General features: G+C 69.4%; 15 protein-coding genes. 9 read left to right on the forward strand and 6 right to left on the reverse strand.

Going from position 1 to position 17,865, the window contains the following annotated elements; all coding sequences use genetic code 11:
• Both KO481_RS38740 and KO481_RS38745 read left to right on the forward strand, forming a co-directional pair.
• The coding region (locus tag KO481_RS38740; RefSeq protein ID WP_215923537.1) for a condensation domain-containing protein at positions 1-2,165 on the forward strand (2,165 nt) is incomplete at its 5' end.
• Positions 2,166-2,380: 215 nt separating this feature from the next.
• Entirely contained in the window at positions 2,381-4,192 is a 1,812-nt protein-coding gene (locus KO481_RS38745; protein ID WP_215923538.1) for an ABC-F family ATP-binding cassette domain-containing protein, read from the forward strand.
• Positions 4,193-4,206: 14 nt separating this feature from the next.
• Here KO481_RS38745 and KO481_RS38750 read toward each other — a convergent pair whose 3' ends face one another.
• The 3 genes from KO481_RS38750 to KO481_RS38760 form a co-directional block, all read right to left on the reverse strand.
• A complete protein-coding gene (locus KO481_RS38750) occupies positions 4,207-4,971 on the reverse strand; it encodes a glucose 1-dehydrogenase (RefSeq protein ID WP_215923539.1) in 765 nt (254 codons plus the stop codon).
• Between the two features lie 69 nt (positions 4,972-5,040).
• Entirely contained in the window at positions 5,041-5,886 is an 846-nt protein-coding gene (locus tag KO481_RS38755; RefSeq protein ID WP_215923540.1) for a helix-turn-helix transcriptional regulator, read from the reverse strand.
• A complete protein-coding gene (locus tag KO481_RS38760; protein ID WP_308166948.1) occupies positions 5,883-7,205 on the reverse strand; it encodes a DUF445 domain-containing protein in 1,323 nt (440 codons plus the stop codon). The genes KO481_RS38755 and KO481_RS38760 overlap by 4 nt, the downstream gene beginning before the upstream one ends.
• 267 nt (positions 7,206-7,472) lie before the next feature.
• Between KO481_RS38760 and KO481_RS43720 the strand changes: the two genes are divergently transcribed.
• The gene (locus tag KO481_RS43720) at positions 7,473-8,348 is read left to right on the forward strand and encodes a DUF4393 domain-containing protein (RefSeq protein ID WP_308166949.1); all 876 of its coding nucleotides are present in this window, start codon (positions 7,473-7,475) and stop codon (positions 8,346-8,348) included.
• 226 nt (positions 8,349-8,574) lie between these two features.
• Positions 8,575-9,087, forward strand: coding sequence for a nuclear transport factor 2 family protein (locus tag KO481_RS38770; protein WP_215923541.1), 513 nt, complete (start codon positions 8,575-8,577; stop codon positions 9,085-9,087).
• Positions 9,088-9,144: 57 nt separating this feature from the next.
• Here KO481_RS38770 and KO481_RS38775 read toward each other — a convergent pair whose 3' ends face one another.
• Positions 9,145-10,782 carry a peptide chain release factor 3 gene (locus KO481_RS38775; RefSeq protein WP_372452183.1) on the reverse strand — a complete coding sequence of 546 codons (1,638 nt, stop codon included), beginning with the start codon at positions 10,780-10,782 and terminating at the stop codon, positions 9,145-9,147.
• 373 nt (positions 10,783-11,155) lie between these two features.
• Here KO481_RS38775 and KO481_RS38780 point away from each other — a divergent pair, with 373 nt between their 5' ends.
• The 4 genes from KO481_RS38780 to KO481_RS38795 all read left to right on the forward strand — a co-directional run bounded on the left by KO481_RS38780 (position 11,156) and on the right by KO481_RS38795 (position 13,855).
• Positions 11,156-11,752 carry a 50S ribosomal protein L25/general stress protein Ctc gene (locus KO481_RS38780; RefSeq protein WP_215923543.1) on the forward strand — a complete coding sequence of 199 codons (597 nt, stop codon included), beginning with the start codon at positions 11,156-11,158 and terminating at the stop codon, positions 11,750-11,752.
• A 22-nt stretch (positions 11,753-11,774) separates the two neighbouring features.
• Entirely contained in the window at positions 11,775-12,350 is a 576-nt protein-coding gene (gene pth, locus KO481_RS38785; protein WP_215923544.1) for an aminoacyl-tRNA hydrolase, read from the forward strand.
• A gap of 236 nt (positions 12,351-12,586) precedes the next feature.
• Positions 12,587-13,675 carry an ADP-ribosylglycohydrolase family protein gene (locus KO481_RS38790; RefSeq protein ID WP_215923545.1) on the forward strand — a complete coding sequence of 363 codons (1,089 nt, stop codon included), beginning with the start codon at positions 12,587-12,589 and terminating at the stop codon, positions 13,673-13,675.
• A gap of 6 nt (positions 13,676-13,681) precedes the next feature.
• On the forward strand, positions 13,682-13,855 hold the full coding sequence (locus tag KO481_RS38795; protein WP_215923546.1) for a hypothetical protein: 174 nt from the start codon (positions 13,682-13,684) through the stop codon (positions 13,853-13,855).
• A 6-nt stretch (positions 13,856-13,861) separates the two neighbouring features.
• Here the strand turns inward: KO481_RS38795 and KO481_RS38800 are convergent, their stop codons facing one another.
• Both KO481_RS38800 and KO481_RS38805 read right to left on the reverse strand, forming a co-directional pair.
• Positions 13,862-14,770: an SAM-dependent methyltransferase gene (locus KO481_RS38800; RefSeq protein ID WP_215923547.1), complete on the reverse strand. Its 909-nt coding sequence runs from the start codon at positions 14,768-14,770 to the stop codon at positions 13,862-13,864.
• Between the two features lie 82 nt (positions 14,771-14,852).
• Positions 14,853-16,046: an aminotransferase class V-fold PLP-dependent enzyme gene (locus KO481_RS38805; RefSeq protein ID WP_215923548.1), complete on the reverse strand. Its 1,194-nt coding sequence runs from the start codon at positions 16,044-16,046 to the stop codon at positions 14,853-14,855.
• Between the two features lie 288 nt (positions 16,047-16,334).
• Between KO481_RS38805 and egtA the strand changes: the two genes are divergently transcribed.
• Complete coding sequence (egtA, locus tag KO481_RS38810) at positions 16,335-17,621, forward strand: ergothioneine biosynthesis glutamate--cysteine ligase EgtA (RefSeq protein WP_215923549.1); 1,287 nt, start codon at positions 16,335-16,337, stop codon at positions 17,619-17,621.
• The last annotated feature ends 244 nt before the right edge of the window (positions 17,622-17,865 follow it).

The following is a 17,865-nucleotide window of genomic DNA, read 5'->3' on the forward strand; positions in this document are numbered from 1 at the left end:
TTCGGTTGACCGGTGAGCTGGATGTGGAGGCGTTGCGGGCGGCGGTGGGCGATGTGCTGGAGCGGCACGAGTCGTTGCGGACGCGGTATCCCGCGGATGGTCTGGGCGGGTTGCCCTATCAGCAGATCCTGCCCGTCGCCGACGCTCTGCCGGGTGGTCTGGTCGTAGAGCCCGCAGCCGACCCGATCGCCCGGATCGGCGCGCTGATATCCACGGGATTCGATGTGACCCAGCAGGTTCCGGTGCGCGCACTGCTGCTGCGGAACGGCCGGGATCACCTGCTGGCGATGGTGGTTCATCACATCGCCGGCGATGCCGAATCGCTTGCCCCGCTGGCGCGCGACCTGGTCACCGCCTACCTCGCCAGAAGTGTGGGCGGCGAACCCGGGTGGGCGCCATTGGAAATCCAGTACGCGGATTACGCGGTGTGGCAGCGCGAGGTGATCGGCGAGGACAGCGACGAGAATTCCGTCGCGGCACGGCAATTGGCGTATTGGCGCGAACGGCTTGCCGGCTTGCCGGCCCGGCTCGCGACCGATCGCCCCCGCCCGGCAGTGGCCTCTCTGCGCGGCGCCAGGACCGTATTCGCCCTGCCGGCGCAGGTGCATTCCGGGCTGATCGACATTGCCCGCGAACACAAGTCGTCGCTGTTCATGGTTGTGCACGCGGCGCTGTCCGCGATGCTGGCCCGGGTCAGCGGCGGCGTGGAGATCGCGGTCGGGACGCCCGTCGCCGGACGTGGTGAACGCGCCCTGGACGACCTGGTCGGCATGTTCGTCAACACTCTCGTGCTGCGCACCACGGTCACCCCGGAAGGGAGCTTCGCCGACCTGGTCGACCAGGCCCGCGAGACCGACCTGTCGGCGTTCGCCAACGCCGACATCCCGTTCGAGCGAGTCGCGGAGGTGGTGACCGGTGGCCGCGCCCACGAGCAGAACTCGCTCTTCCAGGTGATGCTGTCGTTCCAGAATGCGACGCAGCCGGTGCTGGAACTGCCGGGGCTGACCGTGGCGCCCGTCGATACGGACGCGGTGGTGGCCAAGTTCGATCTGCAGGTGATCGTGGAGCCGCAGCGCGCGGCCGACGGCTCGCCGGGCGAACTCGCCGTCGCGCTCAACTACGCCACCGATCTGTTCGACGACACCACGATGCAGGCCCTCGGGCGCGCGCTGGAGGGTGTGTTCGCCGCGGTGGCCGCCGTCCCGGGCGTGCTGATCGGCGAGATAGATCTGCTCGACGCCGGGATAGCGGCCACCCAGCCCGCAGCGGTGATCGAGGCGGAGGCTCCCGACGGCCAGACCGCCGCGGTCGACAGTGCGACCGCCATCTCCCGCGGCACCGCGTTCAGCCAGGCGCTGGCGGCGATCGCGGAGGACGACCCCGACGGTCCGGCAGTGGCCTCGGGTGACGACGAGATCAGCTACGCGACCCTGCAGGCACGCGCGTCCAGGCTGGCGCGGGTGCTGATCGGGCGGGGTTGCGGTCCCGGCACGGGTGTCGCGGTGCGGCTCGGTGGAGGCGTCGATTCGGTCGTCGCGATCTGGGCGATCCTGGCCGCGGGCGCGGCGGTGGTGCCGGACGGCGCGGCCGTTGCGAGCCCGGTGGGCGTCGCGCTCGGCCTGATCTCGGGCCCGGACGATGCCGCCGAGGACACCGCGGCGGCACGCCCGGCCGAATGGCTCCGCCTCGACGACCCGGCGCTCGCCGCCGAGATCGCCGCCGCGTCCCCGCGCCCGGTGACCTACGCGGACCGCACGCGCGATCTGGCCGGCGAGGATCCGGCCTTCCTCGCGGGCGAGACGGTGACCTTCGACGAGCTCGCGGTGCTGGTCAATCGCTGCTGCGCGCGCACCGGGCTGACCTTCGAATCACGCACGCTGCGCCACGGCGGCGCCGGTGACCTGGCCACGGTCGTCGAGGTCGCCGCCGCGGGTGCCGTCGGCGCCACGATCGTGACCACGTCCGCGCCCGCCGGTGAGCTAGCCGACGTCCTGGCGCAGGAATGGGTGACGCACCTGTTCACGGGCCCGGGCGCCACGGCCGAACTAGACGGCGAACCGATCGAGGATCTGCATGCCATCGTGCTCGACGGCGGATCGGCGGCCGTGGTGCTGGACGAATTACCCTGGGTGAATACCGTTGTCGCACTGAGTGATCTGCGGTAAGGCCGGGCGCAGTTCCGGTCGGACCCGACCGCGCGGCATCACCGGCATCCCGCCGCGGTCTGCGGTCGCGCCACCGGGCGCCCGGACGGTCCGTCGACGAGCGAGCACGGATGCGGTTCGGATTCGGGCGAACCTCGTTCACATCCACTGCCGAGGAGCCTGCGGCAGCGGAACAGTACGCTGGTTCGGGCACTCATCGACGACACAGAGGATCCATGGTCAACCTGATCAACCTGGAACAGGTCAGCAAGAGTTTCGGCATCACGCCGCTGCTCGACGACGTCTCGCTCGGTGTGCAGGAGGGGGAGCGGATCGGGGTCGTCGGCCTCAACGGCGGCGGCAAGACGACGCTGCTGGAGGTGCTGACCGGGATCGAGGAGCCCGACGGCGGGCGGGTGAGCCGGGTGAACGGCCTGCGCATGGCGGTGGTCACCCAACGCGGTTCGCTGCCCGCGACCGCCACGGTCGGGGATGTGGTGCTGGCGGGGCTGGCCGATGACCAGATGACCGACGGTGTCGCCGAGCACGAGTGGGCGTCCAACGCGCGCATCCGTAACGTCATCGAGGGCATCGGCATCGCCGATCTCGGCATGGACTCCCCGGTCGAGAACCTGTCCGGCGGCGAGCGCCGCCGCGTCGCGCTCGCCGCCGCCCTGGTGCGCGAGCTGGACCTGCTGGTCCTGGACGAGCCCACGAACCACCTCGATGTCGAGGGCGTGCAGTGGCTGGCCGAGCACCTGCTGGCCCGTCGCAGCGCGCTGGTGGTCGTCACCCACGATCGCTGGTTCCTGGATACCGTCGCCACCCGCACCTGGGAGGTGGTGGGCGGCAAGGTCGAAAGCTACGAGGGCGGCTACAACGATTGGATCTTCGCCCGCGCCGAACGCGCCCGCCAGGCCGATGCCACCGAGGCTCGCCGTCGCAACCTCGCGCGCAAGGAGCTGGCCTGGCTGCGCCGCGGCCCGCAGGCCCGCACCTCCAAGCCGCGGTATCGGGTCGAGGCGGCCGAGGCGCTGATCGCCGACGTGCCCGCCCCGCGCGACACCGTGGAGCTGGCCGCGTTCGCCCGAAAGCGCCTGGGCCGCGTGGTGATCGAGCTCGAGGACCTCACGCTCGCCACTCCCGATGGTCGCGAACTCGTGCACGACCTGACCTGGCGCCTGGCGCCCGGCGAACGCGTCGGCCTGGTCGGGGTGAACGGCTCGGGCAAGACCACCCTGTTGCGCGCGCTGGCCGGTGACGCGGATCCGGCCGTCGGCAAGCGGATCCAGGGCCAGACCATCCGGATCGGCTGGCTGCGCCAGGAACTCGACGACCTGCCCGTGAATATGCGTGTGCTGGAGGCGATCTCCGATGTCGCCGAGCGAATCATGCTCGGCGACAAGGAGGTCAGCGCCGGTCAGATGGCGGAGCGGCTGGGATTTTCGCCCGCCAAGCAGCGCACCCCGGTGCGGGACCTGTCCGGTGGCGAGCGCCGCCGGCTGCAGCTCACCCGGATCCTCATGGCCGAGCCGAATGTGCTGCTGCTCGACGAGCCCACCAACGACCTGGACATCGACACCCTGCAGCAGCTCGAGGACCTGCTCGACGGCTGGGCGGGCACTCTGGTGGTGATCAGCCACGACCGCTACCTGATCGAGCGCATCTGCGACTCCACCTGGGCGCTGTTCGGCGACGGCAAACTCACCAACCTGCCGGGTGGCATCGAGGAGTACCTGCGCAGGCGCGCGGCGCTCGCTGGGGCGGGACGTGCCCCGGCCGCGGGCGGTTCGGCGGCCGCCTCGGCGAATTCGCCCGCCCCCGCGACGGATTCGGCCGCCTACCGGGCCGCCCGCAAGGAGTTCTCCCGCCTGGAACGGGCCCTGGAGAAGCTCACCGAGCGCGAGGAGCGCCTGCACACGGCCCTGGCCGAGGCCGCCACCGATCCGGATCGGCTGGTCACCCTCGGCGTCGAGCTCAAACAGGTGCAGGCGGAGAAGGACTCCACCGAGGAGCGCTGGCTCGAGCTCGCCGAAGAGGTCGGCTAGCCAGGCGCTGGTACCTAGATCATGGTGGCGGGAATGGCGTTGACGAGCCCGCCGTCGATCAGAAGGTCCTGCCCGTTGACGTAGCTCGCCTCGTCCGAGAGCAGAAATGCCACGGCGGCGGCGACCTCCTCGGCCGTGCCGACCCGGCCCGCCGCCACGAGAGTGCCTGCCGCGTCATGCGCCTGTTCGGACACCTCCGCCCGGTACGCGGGGGTGTCGATGTAGCCGGGACTCACCGAGTTGACTCGAATTCGCCGGGGCGCCAGCTCTGCGGCGAAGGTCCGCGCCAGATTGTGCACGGCCGCCTTGCTCGCCGAGTAGAGAGCGGTGGCGGGCGCGCCGCGATGCACCGCGAAGGACGCGTTGATCACCACCGCGGCCCGATCCGGCAGCAGCGGAAGCGATTTCTGGATGGTGAAGTAGACGCTCTTGAAGTTGGCGTCCACGACTCGATAGAACTCGGTCTCGGTGACGGTATCGGCGGGCTGGAACGCGCCGATACCGGCGTTCGCGAAGACCGCATCCAACCGGCCGAAACGCTCCCGGACCATCTCGAACAGCGCGTCCAGATCGGCGAGATCGGTGGCATCGCCCGCAATTCCGGCAGCGCCCTCGCCGAGCTGCGCGGCCGCGTCGTCCAGCCGGACCCTGTCGCGGCCGGTGATGATCACCCGGGCGCCCTCGGCCCGCAGCCGCCGCGCCGTGGCCAGCCCCATCCCGCTGGTACCGCCGGTGACGAGGGCGATCTTGCCGTCGAATCGAGAATTGTTGTGCGTCATGCTTTCAGCCTGCCGACGCTCGCACGCGGCAAACAGAGCGGACTTATCGTGGGTGTGGCACCACCCGGCTCAGGCCAGCCGGGGTGCGGCCAGGCGCAGGCGTCGCAGACCGTCCAGCCGCTCTACGGTCGCGGTCCCGGCGTGCGGGTGATAGAGCACCAGATGCCAGCACGGGTGGTCGGCGACCGTGAGCGTGGTGGCGTCGAAGAACAGTTCCCCGGCTTCGGGATGCCGCAGCGCGTTGATCGCCTGCGCGGCGACGCCGACCTCGTGGCGGTCCCACAGCCGCGCGAATTCGGGACTCAGATCGCGGAGATCGTCTACCACCCTGCGGAATTCGGGATCCTCGGGGGCGCGCGCGGCATCCGCGCGATACGCGGCCACCACCGCCGGCGCCTCGGCCGCCCAGAATTCGCGCATCGCGGTGTAGCACGGGTTGGTGAAGTAGGTGACCAGGCAATTGTTCCCGGTGCCACCGTATCCGAACACGGACCGCGCGGAGTCGTTGAACGCCAGCACATTCCAGTACCGATCTCGCAGCACCGCGGGCCGCGGCTCCCAGGCGTCGAGCACCTGGCGGATCTCCGGGGTAATCGCGGTGGGCGAATCTTCGCCCGGCAGTGGCGGATTCATTCCAGCCAGCACATACAAATGCGCCCGCTCCGGCCCGTCCAGCCGCAGGGCCCGGGCGACAGCATCGAGCACATCGGCCGAGACGCTGATGTCGCGGCCCTGCTCGAGCCACGTGTACCAGGACACTCCGACCCCGGCCGTCAGAGCCACCTCTTCACGCCGCAATCCGGGCGTGCGCCGCCGCCCGGCCGAGGACAGCCCGACGTCCTCGGGCGCGAGCCGGGCGCGCCGGTTTCGCAGGAAGTCGCGGAGTTCTTCGCGCCGTGTGGAGCCGACGGTCACAGCCAGACCTTGGCCACGTCCGAGCCGAAGATCAGCAGGTGGGCGTAGCCGGCGATCAAGCCGAGCGCGCCGCCGTGCACGAACAGCAGCCACTCGTCCTGCTTGATCGCCGCGCGCAGCATGTCCACGAAGTTCTCCGGTGACAGCGCCGCCATCTGCTTGGCGATGTACCGGCTGACCTGGGTGCTCTGCTGGGCGTTGAAGGCCGGATCGGCGAAGGCGACCGGCGCCAGGCTCTTGGCCTTGTCGGCGAAGCTGTCCTGCAAATTCTCGTAGTCGCGGTTGCCGATCATGAATTTGAACGGTGCGCGCACGGGCCCCAGCGCGCGGTCGGTGGCCGGGCGGAGGGTGTCCTCGAGCACCTGCATGGTCCGGTCCGAGCGCGGCCCGTTCAGCAGTTCGTCGCCGACGTTGGCGATCGTGATGATCTGGGTCGCCACCAATTCCGCATAGCCCTCGGTGATTTCGGGCTGGCGCTTGATCAACAGGCCTTGCCGCCACGGGCACCACCATTTCGGCTGGGCCGGGGCGAAGATCATGTTGATGCCGATCCAGTTCACCACCCAGCCGATCACCACCCCACCGATCGGCAGCACCGCCAGCGGCGACCAATGCGTCAGATGCAGGATGGCGACCAGCACCGCACCCATCGGCGCGCCGAAGTAGAAGCCGAAATTCTGCATGAATCGCAGTTCCTTGGCGCCCAGGACCTGAAATACCGTGTTGAGCAGCTGCGGGCGGGTCTGGAAATAGCGGATCACCATCTGCTTGACATCGAGCAGCTGCTCGATGTTGGTGCCCAGCTCGACGGTCAGATCGCGCAGCACCTCGGGAAGTTGCTCGCGCACCCGTTCGTGCACCATCTCCCGGACCGGGGTGGGCAGATTGAACCAGAGCTGGGGATGCTCGCGGCGCGCGATTTCCTCGACGATGTCGCGGATCTGCTCCTCGGCCAGGGTGGTGAGGTGTTCGGCCAGGGCGTCGGGCTCGAGCTCGCGGTAGAAATCGCTGACGCTGCCGAGCTTGGCCAGGCCCTTGTCCACGGCGATGGAGGCCATCTTGTCCGCGCGCGAGGGCACGATGCCCTGCCAGCCCATTCGGCCGTCATACCGCAACAACGGCAGCACCTGAACTCGTTTGGGCAGGAAGTGGAACAGTGATTTCAGCCCCGGCACCGAAATGCCGTGGAAGGCAAGTGGCTTGAACAGCATCAGGACGCCGGTCCAGTTGGTGATGTAGCCGATGATGCCGGTGAACAACGGGATCGTGATCAGTTCCATCAGGATGGACGGCTCGATATGAAAGAAACTGACTAGCACGACACCCTCCTGCCGAACCCGTACCGGTGACCGCCGCCTCACCGGTACCTCAAAGTACCCCGTCGGCATGCTGGACCTTACTGCGAATTTGCGATAAGGATCCACTTTGACGCCGAATGTGGCCCACGGCGCGCCGAGATGAAAGACTTTCGCGCAGAGACCCCAGTCACACCCGCCACGCGGTGGCCTCCCCGGACGCGGGCGCGGCGGCCTCCCGGCGATAATCTGTGGGCGGTTTCGTTCACCTGGCGAGGTTCGGAGAATGACGTGGCAGACGACAGGACCGGACACGAGGTGGTCCGCCCCGGGTCCCGATCCGTGGAGCGCAGCTCGGATGTGGAGCAGCGGCAGATCAGCAACGAGGCGCGGCTGATTCGCGGCGTCTTCCGCGCCGCCGGGCTGGCGGCGGGGACGGCGGTGCGCAGCGGGCAGTGGGCCGTGGGCACCACCTTCGAGGTCACCAAGCAGATCACCCAGGCGGCACTGGACGGCGATTCGTCGGCCGACATCGCCGAACGCACCGGCGCGGCGCTGCAGTCGATCGCCCGCAGTGTGCTGGGGGTCACCGAGGGGTCGGTGCGCGAGATCGTCAGCTACGTGCCCACGTCGAACGGCCATCAGCCGCAGGCGATTACCGGTGGCTATGTGCGCTCGGCGACGATGGACGAGCTGCGGCGGCGCGGCGATGCGCTGCTGGCGCGGTCGGCGGATGTGTATTTCACCGAGGAGGTGCATCCGGCCTACGACCGCATTCTGGATCAGCTCGCCCCCGACGAGGCGCGCATTCTGCGGTTCATGGCGCAGAACGGCCCGCAGCCGTCGGTGGACGTGCGCACCAACCGCCCGCTGGGCATCGGATCCGAACTGGTGGCCGGGGATCTGACCTCGGTGCCCGAACAGGCGGGCGTCCGGTATCCCGACCGCGCGCGGCACTACCTGATCAACCTGAACCGGCTCGGGCTGCTGGCGAACTCCGACGATCCGGTGCTGCTGAGCCGCTACATGGTGCTCGAGGTGCAGCCGATCGTGGAGACCGCCCTCAAGGCCGCCGGACGAGTGCCCAAGATCGTGCGAAAGAGCCTGCGGCTGACCGAATTCGGCGAGGATTTCTGCCGCACCTGCTTCAGCCTGCCCCCCGCCTGACCTCTCCCCATCTCTTCGTGGCTCCCGCAGGGGCCACGCGACAACTGATCTCGCAAGAACATGGGTAACTCACCGGGGACGGGCCCACCGGGAGCGGGCCGTCACCCGCCGGCCCGAGGAGCAAAGCGCGTGGCCAGCAGCGGCACGCTAAAGTCGCGGAGAGGCGGAACAGTAACACATCTCCCAAATCACGGAGAACCGGGTGTTCTGATGGGATTGTTGAGGTATGGATTCCGATGCCGTCTCCGCGATCAGCCGGCTGAAGTTCCGCTACCTGCGGGCGCTGGATACGAAGTCCTGGGACGACTTCGCCGACACGATGATCCCCGACGCGACCGCAACCTACAGTGAATACCTGCAGTTCGAATCCCGCGACGCGTTCCTGGCGTTCATGCGCAACACCCTGGGCCCGCACGTCATCACCGAGCATCGCTGCGACCATCCCGAGATCGACGTCGAGGGCGACACCGCCACCGGCACCTGGTATCTGGCCGACACCGTCCTCATCCCGGGCCACAACATGCTGCTGCGCGGCGCGGCGTTCTACTCCGACCGCTACGTCCTGTGCTCCGACGGCCAGTGGCGCATCTCGCACACCGGCTACGAGCGCACGTACGAGGTGGTCCTGTCCCTCTCCGACCTCCCGAGCCTGCGCCTGACCTCCAGCCGCTGGGGCCTGATCGCCCGCGAACCGGGCATGGAAGGCCAGCCCCCGGACTCCGCGGAAACCATGGGGTGAGGGGTCTTCCACCTCACCCCATGGCAGCGGAGGCCGGCGCATCCTTCCCGGCTGTGCCTAGTCGGCGGTGGCGACCAGGGGCTCGAGGGTGAGTTTCGGCAGTTCCTTCTGGATGTACTGCAGCCGCCACTTGTCGCTGAACAGGGCCAGGATCGCGCCGTCGGTGCGGGTGAAGACCTCCACGCCGCGCTGGCGGTCGAGTTCGGGGGCGGAGTCGGCGTCGGTGCGGCGGGCCAGCTGATAGGGCAGGAAGTCCAGCTGCGTCTCGACGTTGAATTCCGATTGCATGCGGGCGGTGACGACCTCGAACTGCATCGGGCCGACCGCGGCCAGCACAGGGGAGGCGTCGCCACGGCCCTCGTTGCGCAGCACCTGCACCACGCCCTCGGAGTCCAACTGGTCGATGGCCTTGCGGAACTGCTTGTACTTGCCCGCGCTCTGGGCGCGCAGCGTCGCGAAATGCTCGGGCGCGAAGGACGGGATCGGCGGGAATTCCACCTTCTTCTCCACGAACAGCGTGTGCCCGGGGGCCAGCGCGGTCGCGTTCACCAGGCCGACCACATCGCCCGGATAGGCGGTGTCGACCGTGGAGCGCTCGCGGCCGAAGACGGTCAGGGCGTATTTGGTCGCGAAGGGCCGCCCGGTCTGGGCGTGGGTGACGACCATGCCGCGCTCGAACTCGCCGGACACGATGCGCATGAACGCCAGCCGGTCGCGGTGCGCGGTGTCCATCCCGGCCTGCACCTTGAACACCACCGCGCTGAACGGGTCGGTGGTCGTGCGCGCGGAACCGTTCACGTCGTCGCGGGGGCCGGGCGGGGGAGCCAGGGCCATGAGGGTCTCGAGCAGCTGCCGCACCCCGAAGTTCAGCATCGCCGAGGCGTAGATGACCGGCGAGGTCTGCCCGGCCAGGAACATCTCCTGGTCGTGGTCCTGCCCGGTGGCCGAGAGCAGTTCGCTCTCCTCGGCCGCGGTGGTCCATACCTCGCCCTCGCGCGCGGCGGCCTCGTCCACCTCGTACGACTCCTCCGGCGCGATGGTCGCGCCGCCGGCGGTCCGGGTGAAGTGGATGTATTCGGTGGCCGCGCCCTCCTCGCCACGGCGCAGCAGGCCGCGGAAGTCCCCGGCGATGCCGACCGGCAGGAACAGCGGGGTCGGGGTGAGGCCGATGCGCTCGGCGATCTCGTCCAGCAGCTCCAGCGGCGCGCGGCCGGGGCGGTCCCACTTGTTGATGACGGTGATTACCGGGATGCCGCGGTGCCGGCACACCTGGAACAGCTTGAGGGTTTGCGGCTCGAGGCCCTTGGCGGCGTCGATGAGCATGACCGCGGCATCGACGGCGGTCAGCACCCGGTAGGTGTCCTCGGAGAAATCGGAGTGACCGGGGGTGTCCACCAGGTTGATCACGCAGTCGCCGTATTCGAACTGCAGCGCGGTCGAGCTGACGGAGATGCCGCGCGCCTTCTCCATCTCCATCCAGTCCGAGACTGTGGACTTGCGCCCGGCCTTGCCGTGGATGGCGCCCGCCTCGGAGATGACCTTGGCGTGCAGCGCCAGCGCCTCGGTGAGCGTGGACTTGCCCGCGTCGGGGTGGGAGATCACCGCGAAGGTGCGTCGTCGCGCGACTTCCTGCGCCAAGCGCCCGGACGTGGTCGCGCTAGGGGACGGGGAATTCACGGGGGGACGCTCCTTCAGCAGGGTAGGCAACCCCCTCAGCGTACTTGACCGGGGCGGTCCGGCCTGAGCACGCACTTTCCCGGCATTCGCAACATCAAAAGGATCTGCGCGAATCGTTGGGATGGTGCATGATTGGGCCGGGACCGTCGGGCGCTACTCGGCCCAGAGTGTCGGTACCCCGCCCGTGCAGGGCCGTTTCTGATTCGTGCTATCCTCTTCAGGTTGTCTCGGCGAGGGTGTGAGGCACGAAAGTACATCACACCGTGATCGACGCGGCTCGGCTTTCCGGCCGTCCTCGTTCGTATCTTCGCCCGACGAGCAGACCCTTTGCCAGGGCAGTCCCTGGCCAGTTAGGTAAAACCGCCCGGAGAGCCGTAGGAGCCCATCAGTCATGTCCGACGCCAGCCTTCTCGAAGCCACCGTCCGTACCGAGTTCGGCAAGGGTGCCGCCCGCCGCACTCGCCGCGACGGCAATGTTCCCGCCGTGCTGTATGGCCACGGCGAGGCCCCCAAGCATCTGGCGATCAACGCCCAGGCGTTCGCCGCCATCCTGCGTGAGCACGGCACCAACGCCGTGGTGAACCTGGAGATCGAGGGCACCAAGCAGTTCGCGCTGACCAAGTCCGTGGTCGTGCACCCGATCCGCCGCTACATCGAGCACGCCGACCTGCTGATCGTCAAGCGCGGCGAGAAGGTCGTCACCGACGTTTCCGTCGTCGTGAGCGGCGATGCCGCCCCGGGCACCCGGGTCGCCCAGGAGGCCACCACCCTGTCGGTCGAGGCCGATGCGCTGAACATCCCCGAGCAGATCGAGGTGTCGGTCGAGGGCGTCGAGGCGGGCACCCAGATCACCGCCGGTTCCATCGCGCTGCCCAAGGGCGTCGCCCTGGCCGCCGACGCCGACACGCTGATCGTGAACGTCATCGTCGCCGAGGCGGCCGAGGCCGAGGCGGGCGCCGAGGCTGCCGAGGGCGAGAGCGCCGAATAAGACTGCGTTCCACGGTTTTTCGATGGCCGAACTGAGCCCCGCGCTCGTGGTCGGGCTGGGTAATCCCGGATCCGAATACGAGCGCACCCGGCACAACATCGGTTTCATGGTCGCCGACGTGCTCGCCGAGCGCGTCGGCGGCCGTTTCACTGTGCACAAGAAGTCCGGCGCGGATCTGCTCGAGGCCCGGCTCGACGGGCGCAAGATACTGCTGGCCAAGCCGCGCTCGTACATGAATCTTTCGGGCCGCCCGGTCGCCGCCCTGGCCCGGTTCTTCTCGGTGCCGCCGACCGAGGTGATCGCCGTGCACGACGAGCTCGATCTGCCCTTCGGCAGCATCCGCCTCAAGCGCGGCGGCGGCGAGGGCGGCCACAACGGGCTGCGTTCGCTGTCCAGCGCGCTGACCACCAAGGACTATCTGCGGGTGCGCATCGGTATCGGCCGCCCGCCGGGGCGCCAGGATCCGGCCGACTACGTGCTCAAACCGTTCGCGACCGTCGAGCGTAAAGAGCTTCCGGTAGTCGTCGAACAGGCCGCCGACGCGGTCGAACTGCTATTGCGCGTCGGGCTCGAGCCCGCGCAGAATCAGCTGCACTGAGCCCAGACGGAACAACTGATTTCGTAAGAACATGGGTAACTCACCGGGGACGGGCCCACCTCGAGCAGGCCGTCATCCGCCGGCCCGACGAGCAAATCTCCTGGCATGCAACGACACGCTGAAGGCGCGGGGAGGCGGGACAGCGGCTCCGGGCACCGCGTGGAAATATCCGGAAAGTTGCCGGGATAGGCCGGTAAGGCGGATTTCACTTCTCCAGACCTGAGATGATCTGTCCCGTGCAGGATTACACGCAACTTTTCGACAGGGTCCGTGGCACGCTGCTGGGCGGGGCGATCGGCGATGCGCTGGGCTGGCCGATCGAATTTCTTCAGCTGGAGCAGATTCGGGAACGATACGGTCCCGGCGGCGTCGAGGATTTCCTGCCGGGACGCGATCCCGGTGCGCCGCAAGAGATCACCGACGACACCCAGATGACGCTGTTCACCGCCGAGGGGCTGCTGCGGCTGCCGCCGGGAGTCGATCCGGCGCCGGTGCTGCAGCACGCCTACCTGCGCTGGCTGCGGACCCAGCGCGAGGACGGTCCCGGCCCGGCTTCCGACGGCTGGCTGGCGAGCCATCCGTTCCTCTACGCCCGGCGCTCGCCGGGGCAGGCGTGCATGTCCGGCCTGGACCTGCAGGAGCGGGAATATCGCGCTCCCGGGCAGCTCGGCGAGCGCGGCCCGGTCAACTCCGATTCCAAGGGCTGTGGCACGGTGATGCGGTCCGCGCCGTTCGGGCTGGCCGGATTCGGGCCCGACCTCGCGTTCACCATGGCCGCGCGCTGCGCGCAGCTCACCCACGGTCATCCGACGGGCTACCTCGCGGCGGGCGTGTTCGCGGCCCTGATCGATCGCGTGCTGGCCGGGGTGGAGTTGCGAGTTGCGGTGCAGCACACCATCGCTCAGATCGAGGGTGGCCCCGCGTCCGACGAGACCGTGGCGGCGTTGCGCCGCGCGGTCACCGTGGCGGACGAGGGTGAGCCCTCGCCCGAGCGGGTCGAGCAGGTCGGTGCGGGCTGGGTCGCGGAGGAATGCCTTGCGGTAGCGGTGTATTGCGCGCTGGTGGCCGCGCGGACCGCGGATCTGCGTGGAGCGCTGCTGCTTTCGGTCAACCACTCCGGCGACTCCGACTCCACCGGCGCCGTGGCGGGCAATCTCCTCGGCGCCGTCCACGGCCTGTCCGCGTTGCCGATGGCGTGGGCCGGGCGCGTGGAGGGCCGCGACGAACTGGTCCAGGTGGCCGACGATCTGGTCATGAACTTCCATCTCAAGGACCGCACCACCCTGGCCCCCCGCTACCCCATCGACGCCGGGGCGCACAGGTAGGCCCGAGTGGAAGATATCCGCAGGGGCGGCGGGCTGCTGATCGCGTTCCACGTCGCGATGAATGCCCCGCTCGTGGTGGATGCGGGCACCCGGAGAACGGGCTTCCCGGAATCGGTCGAGCAGGTGCGCGACGAGGTCACCCGGATGTGCCTGGGCTATTTGTGCGGTGACCAGCGGTGAGTTCGACTACCCGTGCTGCTTCTCGGCCGTCCAGAACGACGCGCGGTTGCGCAGCGCCGCGAGTTCCGGGGGCAGATCGGGCATGTCCGGCATCGGGCGGTCGTAGGAGGCGAACAGCTCGGGCACAGTGATCCCGCGCACCGTCCAGCCGCGCTCGGCCAGCCAGTCGATCGGGTCCGCGCGCGCGTCGTCGTACCAGAGGTCGAACGGTGCGTCCGAGCCCCACGGGCCGGCCTGCATGCGGGCCTCGATGAACGTGCGGAATCGCTGCAGATCGCCCGGGCCCGCGGGGCCGCTGTGCGCGCCCAGCCGGCTGCCCCCGGCCGACAGCTCATCGATCCGTTCGAACAGCGAATCCTGCGCCACGCCAGGCAGATACGGGAGCAGGCCCTCGGCCAGCCAGGCCGTGGGCGTCGCGGCGTCGAAGCCGGCGGCGGTCAGTGTGGCCGGCCAGTTCTCGCGCAGATCGGCGGCCACGGTCCGCCGGTCGGCCCGGGGCTCGGCGGCGTGGTCGCCCAGCACCTTGTTCTTGAACTCCAGCACCGTATCCCTGTCGATCTCGAAAACGGTGGCGCCGGCCAGCCAGTCGAGGCGGTATGCACGCGCGTCCAGCCCGGCGGCCAGGATCACCGCCTGCCGCACGCCGTGTGCCGCCGCGTCGGTGAAGTAGTCGTCGAAATAGCGGGTGCGCGGGCCCATCATGCGGAGGAAGAAGTCTTGCTCGTCGATTACCGACGGATCGGTCAGGATCTCGGCGAACCGCGGCTCCCCGGCCGCCTCGACGAACCAGCGGGCGAACTCGTCGTGAATCAGCGGGTCGCGCCGCTCGGTCTCGACGGCGCGAAACGTTGCCACGCCCAGCGCGGTGCGTCCGACGCTGCTGACGATGTCCCAGGTATCCCCGTCCGATCGCATGCCAGCCACCTCGCTGTCGATCTTCCCCGTGTCCTCGACGGTACGCCCGATCGCGGTCTCGGGGCAGGTCCGAAGGGCACCGTCAGGCCGGGGCCAGAGCGGCCACCGCCTCGACGAAGCGGTCGAGTTCGTCGGGGGTGACGAAGCAGTGCGGGGAGGCGCGGACCACCGAGTCGAGGCGGCGGGCGGACATGTCCAGCAGCGTGGAGCCGCGGTGGCTGACGGTGACGGTGATGTCCTGTGCCAGTAGGTGATCGCGGATGTCGACCGGTATCGCGCCCTCGATGGTGAACGAGACGATGCCGCCGTGCCGGGTGCCCAGATCCCGCACGGTCACCCCCGGGATCTGCGCCAGCGTCTTGCGCAGCTGCTCGGCGTTCGCCGATATGGCCGCGTAGACGTCGTCGGGGCCCAGCTCGAGCAGGTGCCGCACGGCCGCCCCGAGGCCCAGGCGGGCGGCGACATCGCATTCCCACAGCTCGAAGCGGCTGGCGTCGGCGGCTAGGCGATATTCGTCCGGACGCGTCCACGACGCGCTGTGCAGATCCAGCCGGGTGGGTTCCATGGTCGCGGCCAATTCCGGTCGCACATACAGGAATCCGGTGCCGCGCGGCCCGCGCAGCCACTTTCGCCCGGTCGCGGACAGTGCGTCGACGTCCAATTCGGCGACGTCCAGCGGTACCTGCCCGGCGGACTGGCAGGCATCCAGCAGCACCAGCGCGCCGACCCGATGCGCGATGCGCGCGGCCTCCCCGACCGGGTTGACCAGACCCCCGTTGGTCGGAATGTGTACCAGCGACACCACCTTGACCCGCTCGTCGAGCATCGCTGCCAGCGCGTCCACGTCGAGCTGGCCGGTGTCGTCGCTGGGGATCTGCTCGACGACGGCCCCCGTCGCCTGGGCGCGCTGCAGCGCGGCGATCGCATTGCTGGCATAGTCCGCCCCGGAGATCAGGATCCGGTCCCCGGCCTGCAGGGGGATCGCGTAGAAGAAGTCGGTCCACGCCCGGGTTGCGCTGTCGCTCAGCGCGATAGCCGAGGCGTCGGCGTTGACGAGCGTGGCGATGGCGATCTTGACCGACTCCAGATCGTCCAGGCGCTCGTTCGCGGCGCGATAGCCGCCGATCTCGGCCTCGCGGCGCAGGTGCCCGGTGACCGTGTCGAGCACCGCGCGCGGGGGCAGCGACGATCCGGCGCTGTCCAGGAATACCGGCGTCGGCCAGGTGACGTTGTCGTAGGCCGGGATATCGGCGCGAAGTCGGTTCAGATCCAGCACCTCACCGACGATAGAAGATGACCGCGGGCGGCGGGGCGGCGAACGCACCGATCGGTGGGGGCGGTGTGGATCCTGGCCGATTTGGGCAGGTCAGGGCCTAAAGTTGACCGTTTGTCACCATTTCGTCAGATTCTTTTGTCAGTGGGCGCCGCTACTCTGGTTCGGTCGGCGAAAAAAGGGTCTGGCTCGAGCAGACGTTTATGGCTCGTGCTGCCCACCCACGACACAGCTACAAACGGCACTGCTGCCGCACGGTCGATACGACGGTGCGGCGGAGCGGAGGTTGTCATGGCAGTCACGGCGTTTCGCGCCCTTCTCGGCGCGGGTACCGAATTCAGCTCACGGGCCGCGGCCGAGGCCTATATCGGCGGGGTGTGCTTCAAACAGGGCCCGCCCAGACTCATCGGCGCCGAACTCGAGTGGCTCACCGCATCCGGTGAACCGTCGGCGCCCGCCTCGCGTCCGGAGCTGACGGTGCTCGCGGATGCGCTGGGGTCCTATGCACCGCCGTCTATTTCGCCAGACTCCCCAGCTCTACCACTGCCCGGGGGCAGCCGCGTCACCGTGGAACCCGGCGGGCAGGTCGAACTCTCCAGCGCCCCGTTCGAGTCCGCCGCCGAACTGTGCGAGCGCCTCCGGGCCGATGCCCACCATCTCGAACGACTCCTCGAATCCCGTTCCATTCGGATCCTCTCCGCCGCCGCCGATGGCGTTCGCCCGGCCCGGCGGGTCCTGCAGCTGCCGCGATACCGCGCGATGGAGCGTTCCTTCGCCGCCATCGGCCCGTTCGGCAAGCTCATGATGTGCAATACCGCGGCCACCCAGGTCAGCGTCGATGCCGGCGCCGATCCCGCGGAGGTGGCCGCGCGCTGGACCGCCCTCAATACCATCGGTCCCGCCCTGTTGGCGGCCTTCGCCTGCTCCCCGGATCTGCACGACGCCCCCGCCGGTGCGTGGGCCTCGCAGCGCATGCGGGCCTGGTTGCGACTGGATCACGCCCGGACCAGGCCCCCGGCGCTGGACTGGTCGGATCCGGTCACCGCGTACGCCCGCTGGGTGCTCGACGTGCCGCTGTTGTGCGTGCGCAGACCCGCGGGTGAGGCCGACTGGGCGGCGCCGCCCGAGGCCACCTTCGCCGACTGGCTGTGCGGCGCCCTGGACGACGAGATCGGCCGCCGTCCCGACGCCGCCGACCTCGACTATCACCTGACCACGATGTTTCCACCGGTGCGGGCCGCGGGCCATCTCGAGGTGCGCTACCTCGACGCGCAGCCCGGCGGCGGGTGGACGGTGCCGATCCACGCGATCGATGCACTGATGTCCGCGCCCACGGTCGTCGCCGAGGCGACCGCGCTGGCCGCCCCGGTGGCCGGCTGCTGGCTGGAGGCGGCGCACTACGGCCTGTCCGGCGCCGATATTCGCTCGGCCGCGGTGGACCTGCTGAGCCTGGCCGCGGCGCACGCCTCGGATCCGGGCGCCGAAAGGCAACTCGTCGCCGCGGCACAACGATGTCGCGACGGCCGACCACCCACCGGTGAGGCGCTGCGCCTCACGGATTCGGAGGCGGAAAGGTAATGCGGCACAGCGCATATCGCGATGTGCCGGATTGTCCTCGACACCCGGACCGGAGTCCCGCCGTGCTCCGGCTCACGGGCGGGCCGAGGGCGCCCGCCCCGTTCGCTGCCTCTGTGTGGTGTCGCGGCTGTGCCGTGTGCCGCACGGGCGGCGGCATCCAGCTGCCGCGGCGCCTCGAGACTGCTCGGTCGCGCCGGTGTACCCGCCCGCCGCGCTGTGGGCCGGTGGCCTCGACCCGTGTCAG

The sequence above is a fragment of the Nocardia albiluteola genome, from assembly GCF_018860155.1.
Lineage (GTDB): Bacteria > Actinomycetota > Actinomycetes > Mycobacteriales > Mycobacteriaceae > Nocardia > Nocardia albiluteola.